Here is an 18168-nt window from a genome sequence, read left to right as displayed (position 1 = left end):
GCGTCAGACAGGAAACAAACAAAATGAAAGTTGCAGTAGTTGGCGCTACAGGTCTTGTAGGAACCAAAATGTTACAGGTATTAGCAGAAAGAAATTTCCCGGTTACTGAATTAGTTCCGGTTGCAAGTGAGCGTTCCGTTGGTAAAGAAGTTGAGTTTAAGGGAAAGAAATACAAAGTGGTAAGCATGACCGATGCAATAGCTGCCAAACCTGCTGTGGCTTTATTTAGTGCCGGTGGTGGTACTTCAACAGAATGGGCACCAAAATTTGCAGAAGCCGGTATTACTGTGATCGATAACTCCAGTGCATGGCGCATGGACCCAACCAAAAAATTAGTGGTGCCGGAAGTAAATGCAGATGTGTTAACAGCAGCAGATAAAGTAATTGCCAATCCTAACTGTTCTACTATTCAAATGGTGGTGGCATTGCAACCACTGCATAAGAAATACCAGATCAAGCGTGTGGTTGTATCAACTTACCAAAGTGTAACTGGTACAGGTGTAAAAGCAGTTGATCAATTGTTGAATGAACGCAAAGGTATTGTTGGTGAGATGGCTTATAAATATCCGATCGATCTTAACGTGATTCCACAAATCGATGTGTTCCTTGAAAACGGTTACACCAAAGAAGAAATGAAAATGGTGAAAGAAACCTGTAAGATCATGGGTGATGATTCCATTCGTGTAACGGCAACTACTGTACGTATTCCGGTTATGGGTGGTCATAGTGAAAGTGTGAACGTTGAGTTTGCAAATGATTTCGACTTAAATGAAGTAAAAGCATTGCTCAGCTCTGCTCCTGGTATTGTGGTAGTAGATGATCCTGCTACACAGCAATACCCAATGCCGATGGATGCGCATGAAAAAGATGATGTGTTTGTTGGTCGTTTACGCAGAGATGAAACACAGCCTAACACGTTAAACATGTGGATCGTTAGTGACAACCTTCGCAAAGGTGCAGCAACAAATGCTGTGCAGATCGCAGAATACCTGCAGGGTAAAGGTTTGTTGTAATGGTCGGCAGGGCCAGCGGCCGTAAGACAATGGAAAAACTTAACAAAAAAGAGAGCGCTTCAATTGAAGCGCTCTCTTTTTAATAGAGTTATTATTTCATTCACCCGCATGCAATCCTTCATTCAAAAACAACAGCAGTGGTTGCAGCGTTTCAAAATTGGTACAAACTTTTTTTACAAGGTCTTTTGAAGTAAGATCGGCATCTGAAAATTTTTGCATAGCGATCCAGCTTTTCAGTTTCAAATATTCAATAGCCGGGTTCTCCACTTCGTATCCTTTTGGTGGTCTTGCCAATTTCATATCACCTTCAGTTGACAGATCGCCAAACACAGCTTTAAATTTTTTATTGTTGATGATCTTCTGAAATTCTTTCCAGTTGTAATCTATTTCCTGCCGAACATTTTTTAAGAATTCAGGTGGCGGCACATATAAACCACCGCCTCCAAATGCAGCACCCGGTTCACAATGAAAATAGTAGCCGGCGGTCATCCCTTTTTTCCCATCCTTATTGATGTATGCACCCATATTGGTTTTGTAAGGACTTTTGTCTTTACTGAAACGAACATCACGGTTAATACGGAAGATGCAATCTTTTGCAGCAAGATGTGCAATGGAAGGATCTTTCTTCCCGTGCTTTTCTATTACTGCATCAATAAACCCAACAAAATCTGCTTTGGCAGCATCGTAAGCTTTGCGATTCGCATCGAACCAGGGCTTGTTGTTGTTCTTCTTTAAGTCTTTTAAAAATTTGAGTGTGGAAGTTTGCAGCATAAAATAAGGTTGTAGTGAAGATGCAAATTTGCATAACCAAACAATACTATGCTAAAATAGTTCTGTGAAGATGTGAGCAAGTAATCAGAAATCAAATATCTGCAATCTTAAACTGCTCCCCAGTTTTCACCGCTTCTTATTCTGTACAAGGTCATTTCACTAACGCTGTACTTTTTCGCCAGTTGTTTGTACGTAACATTTCGGTTGGGATCCTGAATGATCTTTTTGATTGTTTTTACCTGCAGCGGAGAAAGCTTCAATCCTTTTTGTGTGCTGCTGCGTTCTTTCTGTAATTTTTTATAGGCGATCTTTTGCGGGCTCTTTTGCTGATGAGCAGACATTTGCTCCAATGTTGCCCATTTAAGATTAGCAGCACGGTTATCTTTTTTATTGTGATTCAGGTGAATCACAAACTTATTTTTAGCTGATTGCTTCGCACAAAAAAGTTTTGCTACTTCACGGTGCAGGTAGATGGTTCCTTTATTGTCTGCACGGTGCAGGTTTAATGTACGGTAGCCGGTTGTAATGGAACCGTTGAGTAGTTTTCCATCTTCTGAAACATCAGAAGTAAAACTGGCGCAACGGCCAAGATTTGAAACTGCATATTTGCGACGTAATTGTTTCCAACCGGCAAACTGCAATTGTTTCCATTTTTCTCCGGGAAGTTTCTTGATCATACAAAAAGATTGGAGATATTAAATATACAACAGCAAACCCTGTACCTGCAAGTGAAATCCTATATTAATTTTTTAACAGTTCCAGGAATTCTTCTTCGGTTATAATTTTTATTGTGCTGATCTTCTTTGCTTTTTCCAACTTGCTGCCTGCATCTTCTCCTACAACAAGGTAGTTTAATTTTGCACTCACACCACTAAGTATACTTCCGCCATGTTCTTCGGCCATCTGTTCTGCAGCACTTCTTTTCAAGGTAGGCAATGTTCCTGTAAATAAAAAAGTAACACCCGTTAAATTACCTTCATGTTTACTTTCTTTCTGCTCATTCTTTAATTGCAAACCCAGTTCTTCCAGTTCTTTCAATAATTGCAGGTTCTGTTGGTTGCTGAAAAAATCATGAATACTTCCTGCAACTCTCGGACCAATATCTTCCAGTTGTTGTAATTCTTCCAATGTTTTTCCGGCAATATCCAATAGATGTTTGGTTGAATTAGCTAATGTCTTTGCAGTTGCTTCACCAACAAAACGAATACCTAACGCATAGATCAACCGGAATAAAGGTTGCTTCTTTGAGTTTTCAATAGCCGTTTGCAGATTTTCAACACTCTTTGCGCCGTAACCCTCTAAGGCTTTTATCTTATCGTATGGTAAACGATATAACGATGGAATATCTTTCAAAAAGCCCAGCTCATAAAACTTCCGCACATTCGCATCGCCCATTCCACGAATATCCATGGCATCTTTACTGTTGAAATGAATGATACGTTCAACCACCTGTGCTTCACACTGGTAATTATTGCAACGCCACACAGCTTCTTCTTCCGGTTTTACCAACACACTGTTACAAACCGGGCAATGGGTAGGGAAGATGATCTTTTCCTCTTTGCCTGTACGCAGCTCAGCCATTGATTTAACGATATAAGGAATTACATCACCTGCACGTTCTACCAAAACTGTATCGCCCAGCATCAGGTCTTTCTCTGCAATAAAATCCTGGTTATGTAAAGAGATACTCGTGACCGTTACTCCGCCAATAGCTACCGGATCGATCTTGGCAACGGGAGTAACTGCACCTGTGCGGCCAACCTGGTATTCAACTGCACGGAGTTTACTGGTTCCCTGTCTTGCTTTGAATTTATAAGCAATGGCCCAGCGTGGGTGATGACTGGTCATCCCCATTTGATCCTGCAACTGCAGATCATTTACTTTGATCACCATGCCATCAATTTCATACGGCAGTGTATCACGCTTCTGCTCAAACTCGTTACAGTAGTCAATTACTTCCTGTATGCCTTTACAGATCTTTTTTTCTTTTTCAGGACTACGGAAGCCAAGCTCCCACATCATTTTCAATGCACCGCTGTGCGTGTGTAATACATCATATGTTGATTGCTTCCGATCAACCATTGCCACATAACCAACATGGTATAAAAATGCCTCAAGATTTCTGCGGGCAACTTCTTTTGCATCTTTTATACGTAAGCTGCCGCTGGCTGCATTACGTGGATTGGCAAGCGGTGGCAAATTATCTTCGGCCAGTTGATCATTATAGGCTTTGAAGTTTTTCTTACTCATCAATATCTCACCACGTATTTCAATTTGTTTGATGGCAAACTTCGAAAAGTCTGCCGACAAGGGAATAGAACGAATCTGCCGAACATTGGTCGTGATCTCTTCTCCTTCTGTTCCATCGCCACGTGTTGCAGCCCGAACCAGTTTATCATCTTCATAAATAAGTGAAATGCTGGCACCATCAAATTTTGGCTCAACACAGTATTCAATATGATCGAGTCCGCTTGCTTCTTTTGCTTTGCGATCCCAGTCAATCAGATCGTCAGCATCATAAGAATTTTCAAGACTCAGCATGGGAACAAGGTGCTGTACTTTTTTAAAATCATTACCCAAACCTTTTGCCACACGTTGTGTAGGAGAGTCGCTTGTTATAAGCGAAGGATTGGCAGCTTCGATCTTTTCCAATGTTTTGTATAACTGATCATATTCAAAATCGCTGATGAGCGGATCGTTCTGAATATAATAACGATATTCATGGAAACGGAGAGCATTTCTCAGTTCTTCGATTTGTTCTTCATTGATAGATGAACTTTTTAGTTGATGCAGCAAGCTTGTGGTGCTTTGCTGCAATTGCTTGGTATTATCGGCTGAATACATAAGAAATAAAATCAGAAGGTAAAAATACAAGGATGAAGGACAAAACAAATTAAATTCACGTGCTCATTTTAGAGCTTCCATTTGTCCGGAAGAATAACCACAAAAAATATTCATTCATACAGGTATAAACAATCTTTGTTCTTTTGGGTTATACCAGCACAACCATTTATTATGATCCGATTGTCTCTTCTTTTTGCCGTAGCGATTGTGTTTTCACAATGTAATTCCAAAACCGAAGTTGATACACTGCTTATCAACGGAACGGTGTACACCATTGATTCTGCTTTTTCCAAAACTGAAGCAGTAGCTGTAAAGGATGGAAAGATCATTGCTACAGGTACAACTGCCGATCTGCAAAAAATATTCAACGCCAAAGAAGTGATCGATCTGCAAGGGAAATTTTTATATCCGGGCTTTATTGATGCACATGCGCATTTCTATCGCTATGGTTTGGGCTTGCGCACAGCCGATCTTACCGGCACAACAAGCTGGAGTGAATGTTTGAGCCGATTAAAAAAACATGCTGCTGAACACAGCTTGCAAAAAGGCGAATGGATCATTGGCCGGGGTTGGGATCAGAATGACTGGGAGGTGAAAGAATTTCCCGTGAATGATTCGTTGAATCAATTATTTCCTGACAACCCGGTTATATTGACAAGAGTTGATGGGCACGCTGCTGTTGTAAATGATCTTGCGATGCAGCAGGCCGGCATTAATGCTCAAACAAAATTAACTGGTGGTGATGTGTTTGTGGCAAGCGGAAAACCAACAGGCGTGTTGATTGATAATGCGATCGATCTTGTATCAGCAAAAATTCCGGCGGCAACAGCAGAACAAATTACAGAAGGGCTATTGGCGGCACAGAAGAATTGTTTTGCTGCAGGCTTAACTTCTGTTGTTGATTGCGGATTAGATTATACTGATGTATTGAATATTGAAAAAGCAAACCAGAGCGGAGCATTGAAGATGCGCATGTATGTGATGTTAAGTGATGCAAAGAAAAATTATGACGCCATTTTTGAACGTGGTAAAATAAAAACCGATCGGTTAAATGTAAGAAGCTTCAAAGTGTATGGCGATGGTGCTCTTGGTTCAAGAGGCGCCTGTTTGCTCGAGCCATATGCTGATAAGCCCGGGCATACCGGTTTCTTATTAAGCAATCCAGAACATTTTGATTCGGTTGCAGCATTATTGTATGCAAAAGGATTTCAGATGTGTACACATGCCATTGGCGATAGTGGAAACAGAACTATTTTAAATATCTATGGTAAATATTTAAAAGAAACCAACGATCTGCGTTGGCGTATTGAACATGCACAGGTAGTGAATGAAAATGATTTCAACCTTTTTGGCAAATACAGTATAGTGCCGAGTGTGCAGCCAACACATGCAACCAGTGATATGTATTGGGCAGAGCAACGTCTAGGATCCAAACGTGTAAAAGGTGCTTATGCATTTAATGACCTGTTGAAACAAAATGGCTGGATACCACTGGGAACAGATTTTCCCGTTGAGGATATTGATCCACTCAAAACATTTTATGCAGCAGTGTTCCGTAAAGATGCAAAAGGATGGCCCGAGCAAGGTTATCAAACAGAAAATGCATTAACAAGAGAAGCAACAATACGTGGCATGACCATTTGGGCAGCACGTTCTAATTTTGAAGAAACGGAAAAGGGAAGTATTGAAAAAGGAAAGTTTGCCGATTTTGTTTTACTTGATACTGATCTCATGACTGCAACATTCGAGCAGGTGTTGAAAACAACCGTGCTCAAAACTATTAGCGGAGGCGAAACGGTATTCAGCAAAAATTAATAAACAGCTTCGTTCCTGAATTCTCTTGGTGTGCTGTGTTTCTTTCGTGCAAACACACGGTTGAAATAAGTGAGCGATTCGAAACCCGCACTGCGTGCAATGGTCGAGATCTGTTTATCCGTTTCAATCAATTGATAACAGGCATAACCAACACGCAGATCGTTTACATAATCGGAAAATGTTTTGCCCGTTGCCCGTTTAAAGAATTTACAAAAGGCACTGGGTGAAATATTGATGATGGATGCTGCATCATTAATGCTGATGGGCTTCGCAAAATTCTGTTCAACATAAGTACATACCTTATTAATACGTGGTTCACTGTTTTTGGCCTGGGAGATATCATACTCGGCTGATGCCAGTTTTCTTCCTTTTTGTTGTGACAATTGATTCAGGAGATCGATCAGCCCGGTTATTTTTTCAACACCTGATTTGCCGGGCAGCGACAGGATCAACTCTTTAAAAGGCTTACTGTTTTTAAAATGTAGTCCATGCCGACAGCTTTGCAGCAGCCGCTTAATATTCTCGAACTCCGGTAAACCGGTGAAGCTGTTGAACAGGGAGCCGGAGAACTGGATGACCACAAAATCGCAGGATTTGTCCTTCACTTTTTTATCCGATACCCAGGTATGTGGCAGATCGGGGCCAATCAGCACCAAATCGCCAGGTTCAAATTCTTCATAACTGTCGCCAACGATCCGTTTACCCGACACATTGATCTTAAACGTGAGCTCATATTCAGGATGATGGTGCCAGTAAAACTCAAGGTAGGGCAGGCTCATGGGGTAAGCAACCAATACGGGCTTATCGTTACCGGGAACAATTTTTTCGAGTTCGGCCTTCATAATTGTGAATCGGGTTAGAAAGTAAAAATAGGATAAGTTGGCAATATAGTGCCAGAAATTGGAATTTTAGTTCAATTTGAGGCCCCTGCCATAGTCTAGTTTTGCATAAGTTTTGATTGCGGAACTGAAGAGGGTATTGATTTAGCGACCGGCTGTTGTATAAAAAACTGAGAATCTTTCTTACTGATTGCAATCACAACGAAATCCAACAAACTTCATTGATCATTGTTTTACTTGGTTTGATGTAAAAGGATTGCGTTATGAGAAAAATTTTGCTTGCGTTGGTTCTATTCTGCTTTGCAGTTCATGCAAGTAATGCCCAATTATTGTCTACTGATATCGCTTTCCCTGCTGATGCAAGTACTATCGTTATTACAATGGATGCCAGTAAAGGCAACAAAGGGTTACAAGGTTTTACTGGCTCGGTTTATTTACATACAGGTTTAATAACATCGGCCAGCACTTCAGCTACAGATTGGAAATACACAAAAGGTTCCTGGGGTACTTCAAACGCACCTGTTGCCACACGTCCCGATCCGGTAAACAAGCCAAATACATGGCAATTCACCATTACTAATATCCGCAACTATTATGGCGTAGCTGCAGGGGAGCAAATCTTTTACATTACCATTCTGTTCCGCAACGAAGCAGGCACATTAGTGCAACGTAATATCGATGGCAGTGATATGTATATTAAAGTGTACCCTGCCAATGAATTTGCTGTGAAGTTTACTTCACCTGCAATGCAGCCAACTTACGTTCCCACTCCTGAACCGCTTACATCAGGAACGCCGCCATTTACTGTTCCGGTAACAGCTGCGTCATCTAAAAATGCAAATCTTACGTTGCGTTTTAATGGAGCACAAATTGCAACTGCAGCAGCTGCACAAATCATTAATGGCTCGGCTAATGTAACTACTACCTGCGAACAGCAGATCATTGTTGATGCTGATGACAATGGAACAATCAAGCGTGATACATTCAACTTTTTTGTACCACAGGCAAATAACCCAACAGGTGCAAGACCTGCAGGACGCAAAGACGGTATTACGTTCGAAGACAATAATACCAAAGCAGTTTTCATTTTATATGCTCCATTAAAAACCAAAGTTTCTCTCATTGGTGATTTTAGTAACTGGACACAAACCTGCGCCGGTCAGATGAAAAAAGACGGCGATTATTTCTGGACAGAAGTAACAGGTCTTACTGCCGGAGCTCAATACCGTTTCCAATATATTGTTGATGATGCTATACGCATTGCAGATCCTTACAGCGAACTGGTGCTCGATCCAAATAACGATCAGTACATTCAATCATCTACTTATCCGAACATGCCCGTTTATCCCTCTGGAAAAACAACAGGTGGAATTGTAGGTGTCATTACTCCGGGTGAAACAGCTTATAACTGGACGAGTAACAACTATGTTCGTCCTGATAAGCGTGATTTGATGATTTACGAGTTGTTGTTGCGTGATTTCGTTTCTGCTCAAAGCTGGCAAACGCTGAAGGACACATTGAATTATATCAAAAATCTTGGCTTCAATGCAGTTCAGTTAATGCCATTCAATGAATTTGATGGAAATAATAGTTGGGGCTATAATCCAATGTATTATTTCGCTCCTGATAAAGCGTACGGAAGTAAACAGGCTTTGAAGGCTTTTATCGATCAGGCACATAGTTTGGGAATAGCCGTAATACAGGATATTGCTCTCAATCATGCAACAGGCCAATCACCTTTAGCAGCTATGTGGTGGAATGCGGCCGCAAACCAAACTGCTGCTAACAATCCTTATTTCTACGAAACAGCGCAACATCCGTTCAATGTATTTCACGATCTCAATCACAATGCAGCTCCAACGAAATATCATGTTGAGCGCTTTATCCAACATTGGTTAACAGAGTATCGGATCGATGGTTTCCGTTGGGATTTGAGTAAAGGGTTTACTAATCAGAATTGTATGGCGTTGCCAGACATTAACAATCAAAGACAAATTTGTTGGGATGCTTTTAACCAGGATCGCATCAACATCTGGCAGAATTATTATAATGTGATGCAAACAGCATCAGCCGGTTCATATTGTATCCTTGAACATTTTGCAGCAACAGCAGAAGATGCAGAATTGGCAAAAAGAGGAATGTTGCTTTGGGGTAATTCAAATGCTGCGTTTTATAATTTGAATAAAGGATATAATTCAAACCTGAGCAGTTCTTTTTGGATAGATCGTTGGGGTTCGACAGATCTTACAGATAAGCCGGGCTTAATTACTTATGCAGAAAGCCACGACGAGGAACGGATAATCTATAAAACTCTTACGGAAGGAAACACTACAAACTCACTTACCCATAATCCAAAAGATACAACTACGGCTATAAGAAGAGCGGAAGCCGTAGCTGCTTTTTTGATGGCGATACCTGGTCCGAAAATGATCTGGCAGTTTGGCGAATTGGGTTACGACTATTCAATTAATTCAAACGGCGGGCGTGTTGATCCTAAACCGGTAAGATGGGATTATTTCCAGGAGATACGTCGTCGCAGATTGTATGAGGTATATGCGGCAATGGCAAAATTGCGTCAGCAAAAACTTGTAACATTCCGTACACCAACACTTGCAAATGGAACCAACCTTGGTTCAAGCACCGTTAAAACAATTGTTATTGACCATGCGGATCTAAAGATGGTGGTTGTGGCAAACTTCGATGTTATTACACAATTGCCAAACGTTACATTCCCTGCAACAGGAACCTGGTATAACTATACGCAAGGCGGTTCTATTAATGTTACCGGTGCAACATACGGCTTTACACTTTTGCCGGGGGAGTACCGGGTATTCCTCAATCAAAATGTATCAGGTGGTGTGGTGACAAACGTCAGAGATATTATAGCTTCTAATACAGATTTTCGTCTGAGCATTTATCCCAACCCGGTTCAGCAATCGGCAATTGTAAAATATGAGTTGCCAAAAAGCGGGAAGGTGAGTGTTCAGTTGATCAATATACAGGGACAGGTTATCGCTTCAAAGAACATGGGTTTCCAGTTGAAAGGTTACCAGGTGTTTGAAATGGATCGTAACAGTTTTGCAGGCATGCCCTTAACAGCAGGCCAGTATGTGTTACAGGTGCGGGTTGATAATCTTGTGCGGTATGAAAAAGTGATGGTGCAGCAGTAGTGACATGAGAGTTGTCTTAAAAGGCTGCTTTAAATTTTGGATTGAAAAACAGGACTGATGTTTTTTGTTGAAAGTTGATTTATCGGATGCAAATAAATATCAACAAAAAGCAAAACGTTGCTGTGATAGATATAAATTGTAAATCTCAAAACCCCAACTATTGATTATGACCCTTCATCGTCTGCTTGCCAGAGCAGGGGCCTTGGCTCTGCTGCTTATGGTTTTTGCAATGAATGTGTTTGCGCAAGGTAAAACCGTTACCGGGAAAGTGACCGACAGTAAAGACGGCACCCCGGTTGCTAATGCCTCCGTAACAATTAAAGGTACCAACCGTGGTACAACCACCGATGCTGGTGGTAATTTCAGAATTGCTGTTGACAACAACAACGCTGTGCTTGTTATTTCATCTGTAGGTTTTACAGAGTATGAATTAACAGTAGGAGCACAAACCGATTTTTCCATTTCGCTTGCTGCGGCACAGGGAACACTTAACGAAGTTGTTGTTGTTGGTTATGGTACACAACGTAAGAGAGATCTTACAGGTGCTGTTGCAACAGTTTCTTCTAAGGATTTTGTAAAAGGTGCAATACAAACACCTGAGCAGTTGATCTCCGGTAAGGTAGCCGGTGTGCAAATCACTTCTAATAATGGTGCTGCGGGCGCAGGCAGCCGCATCCGTATTCGTGGTGGTGCATCACTTAATGCAAGTAACGATCCATTAGTTGTTATTGACGGGCTTCCTGTTGATAATGGAAACGCATTAAGCCTTATTAACCCAAATGATATTGAATCATTCACTTTATTAAAAGATCCTTCTGCTGCTGCCATTTATGGTTCAAGGGCATCAAATGGTGTAATTATTATTACAACCAAAAAAGGAAGAAAAGGAAAAGTGAAATTTAATTTCGGGGCACAGGGCTTTTTGCAAACAGCTGTGAAGAATGTGGATGTATTAACTGCTTCTGAATTTGAAAGTGTAATTAAATCACGTCCTGAACTTTCCTCTGTTGCGAATCTGTTAGGCAAGAGCTCTACCGATTGGCAGAACGAAATTTACAGACCTGCTTTTGGTCAGGATTATAACCTGAGTGCAAGCGGAACTGTTATTGACGGAAAGTTACCTTTCCGTATTTCCGGAGGATTTCTTAACCAGGATGGGATTTTAAAGACAGATAATTTTAAACGCTACTCCGGAGGATTGAACTTAAGTCCTAAATTTTTCAAGGATAATTTAAAAGTTGACCTGAATCTCAAAATTGCAAGAACAGTTAATGCTGATGCTGATTTTGGGGCAATAGGAAGTGCAGTATCATTTGATCCTACACAAGCAACAACAACAAACAGTAATCGCTTTGATGGTTACTATGAGTGGCTACAAGGCGGACGACCAGCTGCCAACGCTAATCGTAATCCTTTGGGCTTATTATATTCAAGAGATCATAGCCGTGAGCTTACACGTTTTATCGGTAACATTCAATTAGACTATTCAATTCCTTTTGTAAAAGGATTGAGGGCGAATCTGAATTTAGGAAATGAATATTCAAACGAGCGAGGTTCATTTGTAAAATCAGATAGTGCTGCTTCTGCTTACCCTGCCATTGGGGGCAAGGGTGGCTACAGAAACCGTTCTTACCTTGAACGCAGAAATAAGTTATTCGATTTTTACCTGAACTATGTCAAGGATGTAAAATCTATCAACAGCCGCATTGATTTAACAGCGGGTACCGGTTACCAGGACTATCGTTATTTCAATTTCAATTATCAAAGCTGGTATTATGACGGTTCGCCAAACGGGCCTTATCCAATTCGTTTATCAGATAATTCTGATGATGCAAATGGTGATAACGGGTACACCATCATTTCTTACTACAGCCGTCTTACATACAACTTAGCCAGCAAGTATATTCTTACACTTAACGGAAGAGCTGATGGTTCATCAAGATTTGCGAAAGAAAACCGTTGGGGCTTTTTCCCTTCAGCTGCTGTAGCTTGGAGAGTGAGTGAAGAAAACTTCCTGAAAAATTCTAAGGTAATATCTGATCTAAAATTCAGAGTTGGGTATGGTGTTACAGGGCAACAGGATATACCAGGCTTGTATCCTTACCTCGCTGTTTATAATCAGTCAAATAATAATGGACTGTATCAATTAGGAAATACGTATTATAACAGGTTAGGCCCTGTTGAGTATGATCCGAATATTAAATGGGAAACAACAGAGAACATTAATGCTGCTGTTGAGTATGGTTTATTTAATGATCGTGTAACCGGTATTTTAGAAGTGTTTTCCCGCAAAACAAAAGATCTTGTAAGTGTGGTGCCAATTGCACTCGGAGCGAATTTTGCCAACAGCCTTTTAACGAATGTTGGTAATATAGAAAGTAAAGGTTTTGAAGTAACCATGAATTTTATTCCGGTTAAGAATCAAAACACACAATGGGATATTGGTTTTAACGTAACCTACGCCAACCCAAAAATTACCAAATTGCTGATCAACGAGGATCCGAATTTTGCCGGTAACAATGTTACCGTTATTGGAGGAAGTATTGGTACAACTGCACAAATTGATGCGGTAGGTTACAGACCAAGATCGTTTTACATGTACCAGCAGGTTTACGATCAAAATAACAAACCAATTGAAGGATTGTATGAAGATCAGAACAGAGATGGTATCATCAACGAAAAAGACTTAAGAGTTTTCAAACCTTCTGATGCGCCGGTATATCTGGGTATTAATTCATCTGTTACTTACAAGCGTTTCAATGCAGGTTTTGTAATGCGTGGAAGCATTGGTAATTATGTTTACAATAATGTGTTCATGCAGTATGGTGTAATTAACCAGGCCAAACTTGGTGCTGTTCCACAAAACATTCACAACAGTTATCTGCAAACAGGGTTTTTAAATAAGCAAGAGCTTTCAGACTATTATATTCAAAACGGATCTTTCCTTCGTTTGGACAATATCAACTTTGGATACGATGCCGGCGCTATTGCAAAGAATGTGAATCTGCGTATTACTGCTAACGTGCAGAATGTATTTCTCATTACAAAGTATAAAGGTCTTGATCCTGAGTTAACAAATGGAATGGATAATAATATCTACCCCAGACCAAGAACTTTTGTACTGGGGGTAAATCTTGATTTTTAAGTTTAAAAAAATTATCAAATGAAATATTTTATCACTCGGATTTCGGCAATTTTTATGGCTGCAATGGTGCTTACAGCCTGCCACAAAAAGCTTGACCAATTTCCGGCTAATACACTTACGTCAGAAGATGCGTATAAAAATCTCGACGGCTACAAAAGAGTATTGGCAAGGGTTTATGGCAGTATGGTACTTACCTCTCAAAACGCACCGGCAACAGGTTGTTTTGGATGTGGTGATGTGAAAGGTGTGGATGAAGGGTTTTCTGATTTCTTCCGTAACTACTGGACTGTGCAGGACATGAGTACTGATATGGCCAAATGGAAGTATGCAGATGATGGACTGTATGATATGCAATTCAATCGTTGGAACGCCGGCAACCCGTTAGTTGAAGGATTGTATGGTCGTTGCATGTTAGTGATCACTTTTGCTAATGAGTTTTTAAGAGAAAGTACTCCTGAAAAGTTAAGTGCAAGAGGTATTAATGCAGAAACCATTAAACCAATGCGTGCAGAGGTAAGGTTTATCAGGGCGTACATGTATTGGGTTTTGATGGATATTTATGGTAATCCTGGATTTGTAACAGAAACTGATCCGTTCGGTACATTTACCCCACCTCAGATCACCCGTGCTGAGTTATTTACTTATATCGAAAATGAATTAAAGGGTATTGATGCAGATTTATTAGCACCACGTACAAACGAGTATGGCAGAGCAGACAAAGCTGCAGCATGGGCCATTCTTGCAAGGATGTATCTTAATGCACAGGTATATATTAACCAGCCAAAGTTTACTGAAGCCATTACTTATTCTAAAAAAGTAATTGATGCCGGGTATTCTCTCATGAGTAACTATCAATGGCTGTTTATGGCCGATAACCATATTGGAAATACGGAAGCAATCTGGACATTGAATTACGATGGCGTTAAATCTCAAAGTTATGGCGGTGCCACGTTTATTATCAATGGTACAGGTTCAGGCGAACGTCAACCATTGGTACAGCTAAATGGTTTAGGAGGCTGGGGTGCTATGCGTGCAACCGAAAAGATACCTCAATTATTTCCTGATGTAACAGGAACTGCAGACAAGAGATCTCTCTGGTATACTGATCAGCAATCATTGAACATGGATGATTATTTTGAATATCAGTTTGGATTACCTACTACTAAATTCAGGAACAGAACAAGATCCGGCGGTTATGGAAATGATCCTAACAGAACATTTTCTGATATTGATATTGCTGTATCACGTTTGGCAGAAATGTATCTCACATATGCAGAAGCGGTGAAACGTGGCGGAGCTGGTGGTTCTGAAGCTCAGGCCGTTATTTACCTGAATCTTCTACGCCAAAGAGCATATGGAAATGCAAGCGGGAATATCACAACTTATGATCTTGATTTTATTCTTGACGAGCGTGCAAGAGAATTGTATTGGGAGGGTTTCAGGAGAATTGATTTGATCCGCTATAACCGTTATTCTGAAGGCACATACCTGTGGCCATGGAAGGGAGGCTTGCGTAATGGTACTGCATTTGATGCTACCAAGAAATTACTGCCAATCCCTTCAAAACAATTGGCGGTAAATCCCAACTTGAAACAAAATTTAGGTTACTAATCTTAAAAATGATATTGATATGAAAATCGTTTATCAAATACTTTCCATGCTTGCACTCGTTACGTTTGCGGCATGCGAAAAAGTGGAAAATAAAGTTGTTTTGCAGGGTAGTACAAAGCCTGATCTTACAGCAAGTACAACTACAGTAAGATTAGAGCCGGGTGAAGAGAATAATACAGCATTACGTCTTAGTTGGACAAATCCGGATTATGAATTTACTACTGGGATAAGTTCACATGATGTAAAATACAAGCTTGAAATAGATACCCTTGGCGGAAATTTTAACAGCACAAACAGGTATATCAATGTTTTTTCAAAGGAGCTAGATAAAACATATACAGTTGGTGAATTGAATAATATTTTAGGTAATACAATGCTTCTTCAGTTAGACCCAAGAAGGAGTTATACGTTTCAGGCAAGAATTACAGCAAGTTTAGGAACGAACAGTGATATACGACCCGTAGTGTCGGACACTGTTACGTTTACAGCTCGTCCTTTTCCACCGCCACCTAAAGTAACACTGCCATTCAATAATGAATTGTTTATTGTTGGAGGTGCAACACCCGGAGGATGGAATAACCCCGTTCCTGAACCGGCACAGAAATTCACTAGACTATCATCAACTAAGTATGAAATAACTATTGACCTAACCGCAGATTATTACTTGTTACTGCCACAAAACGGCAGCTGGAGCAATAAATATTCAGTGAAGGATAAAAATTTAGCAGGCTTAGGAAATGGTGGTGATTTTGGTTATAATCTCAGTGATGATATACCTGCGCCGTCTGTTCCGGGAAAATATAAAATTACTGTTGATTTTCAGATTGGGAAATTTACGGCCGTAAAACAATAAACTTCTTTATATGAAACTATTTAATAAACATATAACCATCTCGCTTTTGTTGGCTGCTGTGGTTTTTACAGCATGTGAAAAAGCAGACAAACTACCTTTTTTTGAAACAGGCTCTGCTCCTGTATTAGCTGCATCAAAAACAACAGTTGCATCAACTGCTGCAGATTCAAATCTTGTCGCAATTGTTTTCAATTGGTCAAATCCAAAATTTGCACAAGATCCGTCATTGTACAAATTTGTAATTGAACTTGATTCAACTAACCGCAATTTTCAAAAAGCTGCATCATTTACCGTTACAGCCAAGGATACCTTTAAGATTACGGGAAAAGAACTCAATAGTATTTTGCTTGGCTGGGGGTTTGAGTTTAATAAAGCATATGACGTAGATGTGCGAGTAATAGCTTCATACGGTAACAATAATGATCGCAAGTTTTCAAATACCCTCAAGATCAGAATGACCCCTTATAAAATTCCTCCAAAAGTGGCTTTACCTGGTTCGGGAAGATTATTTATTGTGGGTGGTGCAACTACTGGCGGATGGACAAACCCCGTTCCGGTTCCTTCGCAGGAATTTGCAAGGTTGAATGAAACAACATTTGGTGGTGTATTTCAGTTAACAGCAGGTGAAAAATATTTGCTTCTGCCCGAAAACGGAGCATGGGGTAAATATGGCGTTGATGTTGCAGCTGGCGATAATCTCTCAGGTAGCTTTAAGGCAGAGGGAGGCGATATTCCGGCCCCCGCTGCAAACGGATATTATAAAATGACAATTGATTTCCAAAAAGGTGTTTACAATTTAGAGGCAATTACCCTGCAACATGGGCTGCCCACTGATTTGTTTATTGTTGGTGGTGCCACACCTGGAGGATGGAATAATCCCGTTCCGTTGCCATCGCAGCAATTAACAAGGAGGAATTCAGTTTGGTTTGATGTAACACTCAACTTTACGACAGGCGAAAAATTTTTAATTCTGCCAACTAACGGTTCTTGGGATAAAAAATTCGGGGCCGATGTGGCTGCGCCTGATGGCAAGTCGGGCACATTTAAAGCAGAAGGGGCTGATATTCCTACACCTGCTGCCAGCGGATCTTATAAGTTTACCATTGATTTTTATTCAGGAAAGTATACGTTACAATAAATAACGAATTTGTAATTCATAAAAGCCGGCAGTTATAACTGTCGGCTTTTTCTATTAATTCCCGAATCAAAATCAGCCCCAGCCCTTATTTTCATTACCTTCGTGCCCTTAATTTTCAAAGGTTATGTCATCCTTGCGTGATCAATTGGATATGGAGCGGCTGCCGCAGCACATTGCCATCATTATGGATGGTAACGGTCGTTGGGCCAAGGAGCAAGGGCAGGATCGTCTGTTTGGTCACTTTCATGGGGTTGAAAGCGTACGTGATATTGTTGAAGGATGCGCCGAGTTGGGTGTGAAATACCTTACGCTTTACGCCTTCAGCACTGAAAACTGGGACCGACCAATTGAAGAAGTAACAGGCTTGATGGAGTTGTTGGTAGACACCATCCGCAAGGAAACAGCTACACTTAATAAGAACAGGATCAAACTGCACGTAATTGGCGATACGAATATGTTGCCCGATTATGCAAGAAAGGAATTACAGGAAAGTCTGGATGAATTAAAGGATAATACCGGTCTTAATCTTATTATGGCACTCAGTTACAGCAGCCGCTGGGAAATTGTAAATGCTATTAAGAATATTGCAGCCGATGTGAAGACGGGGAAACTCCAGCCTTTTGAAATTGACCAGGATACCATCAAGGATTATTTAACTACCCGTGAGTTTCCTGATCCTGAATTGATGATACGCACAAGTGGTGAATACCGCATCAGTAACTTTCTTTTATATCAATTGGCCTATGCAGAATTGTATTTTACCAATGTACGCTGGCCCGATTTCAGAAAAGAGAATTTATATGAAGCTATTCTCGATTTCCAGGGCAGGGAGAGGCGTTTTGGGAAAACAGGTGAGCAAGTAAAAACAAGCCTACCTATAACACAATCCTAAGAAGCTGTGAAGATGGCCATTTTAACAAAGAGTTTCAGCAAAACCAACTATTTTGCCGCCCGGCCGATGACGTAATA

12 protein-coding genes are annotated in these 18168 nt (G+C 40.5%); 8 read left to right on the top strand and 4 right to left on the bottom strand.

Going from position 1 to position 18168, the window contains the following annotated elements:
* The first annotated feature begins 23 nt into the window (after positions 1-23).
* Positions 24-1013 carry an aspartate-semialdehyde dehydrogenase gene (locus VK159_RS05175; protein ID WP_324229074.1) on the top strand — a complete coding sequence of 330 codons (990 nt, stop codon included), beginning with the start codon at positions 24-26 and terminating at the stop codon, positions 1011-1013.
* A 96-nt stretch (positions 1014-1109) separates the two neighbouring features.
* On the opposite strand, the gene VK159_RS05170 is transcribed toward VK159_RS05175, so the two are convergent.
* The 3 genes from VK159_RS05170 to ligA form a co-directional block, all read right to left on the bottom strand.
* Positions 1110-1784: a DUF2461 domain-containing protein gene (locus tag VK159_RS05170; RefSeq protein WP_324229073.1), complete on the bottom strand. Its 675-nt coding sequence runs from the start codon at positions 1782-1784 to the stop codon at positions 1110-1112.
* Positions 1785-1891: 107 nt separating this feature from the next.
* Positions 1892-2461 (bottom strand): NUMOD4 domain-containing protein, encoded by a 570-nt coding sequence (locus VK159_RS05165; protein WP_324229072.1) that lies wholly within the window; start codon positions 2459-2461, stop codon positions 1892-1894.
* Positions 2462-2525: 64 nt separating this feature from the next.
* Positions 2526-4628, bottom strand: coding sequence for an NAD-dependent DNA ligase LigA (gene ligA / locus VK159_RS05160; RefSeq protein WP_324229071.1), 2103 nt, complete (start codon positions 4626-4628; stop codon positions 2526-2528).
* A gap of 171 nt (positions 4629-4799) precedes the next feature.
* Here ligA and VK159_RS05155 point away from each other — a divergent pair, with 171 nt between their 5' ends.
* On the top strand, positions 4800-6443 hold the full coding sequence (locus VK159_RS05155) for an amidohydrolase (RefSeq protein WP_324229070.1): 1644 nt from the start codon (positions 4800-4802) through the stop codon (positions 6441-6443).
* On the opposite strand, the gene VK159_RS05150 is transcribed toward VK159_RS05155, so the two are convergent.
* On the bottom strand, positions 6440-7285 hold the full coding sequence (locus VK159_RS05150) for an AraC family transcriptional regulator (protein ID WP_324229069.1): 846 nt from the start codon (positions 7283-7285) through the stop codon (positions 6440-6442). The two genes, VK159_RS05155 and VK159_RS05150, sit on opposite strands and share 4 nt — an antisense overlap.
* Positions 7286-7545: 260 nt before the next feature.
* On the opposite strand from VK159_RS05150, the gene VK159_RS05145 reads away from it, so the two are divergent.
* The 6 genes from VK159_RS05145 (at position 7546) to VK159_RS05120 (ending at position 18091) form a co-directional block, all read left to right on the top strand.
* Positions 7546-10452, top strand: coding sequence for an alpha-amylase family glycosyl hydrolase (locus tag VK159_RS05145; RefSeq protein ID WP_324229068.1), 2907 nt, complete (start codon positions 7546-7548; stop codon positions 10450-10452).
* A gap of 166 nt (positions 10453-10618) precedes the next feature.
* A complete protein-coding gene (locus VK159_RS05140; RefSeq protein WP_324229067.1) occupies positions 10619-13597 on the top strand; it encodes a SusC/RagA family TonB-linked outer membrane protein in 2979 nt (992 codons plus the stop codon).
* An 18-nt stretch (positions 13598-13615) separates the two neighbouring features.
* Positions 13616-15208 (top strand): RagB/SusD family nutrient uptake outer membrane protein, encoded by a 1593-nt coding sequence (locus VK159_RS05135; protein WP_324229066.1) that lies wholly within the window; start codon positions 13616-13618, stop codon positions 15206-15208.
* Between the two features lie 19 nt (positions 15209-15227).
* Positions 15228-16061, top strand: a complete 834-nt coding sequence (locus tag VK159_RS05130; RefSeq protein ID WP_324229065.1) for a SusE domain-containing protein — start codon at positions 15228-15230, stop codon at positions 16059-16061.
* Between the two features lie 10 nt (positions 16062-16071).
* Positions 16072-17199 carry a SusE domain-containing protein gene (locus tag VK159_RS05125; RefSeq protein WP_324229064.1) on the top strand — a complete coding sequence of 376 codons (1128 nt, stop codon included), beginning with the start codon at positions 16072-16074 and terminating at the stop codon, positions 17197-17199.
* Between the two features lie 124 nt (positions 17200-17323).
* Positions 17324-18091, top strand: a complete 768-nt coding sequence (locus tag VK159_RS05120) for an isoprenyl transferase (protein WP_324229063.1) — start codon at positions 17324-17326, stop codon at positions 18089-18091.
* The last annotated feature ends 77 nt before the right edge of the window (positions 18092-18168 follow it).

This window comes from Lacibacter sp., assembly GCF_035299325.1.
Lineage (GTDB): Bacteria > Bacteroidota > Bacteroidia > Chitinophagales > Chitinophagaceae > Lacibacter.
This window is presented reverse-complemented; position numbering and strand designations above follow the sequence as displayed.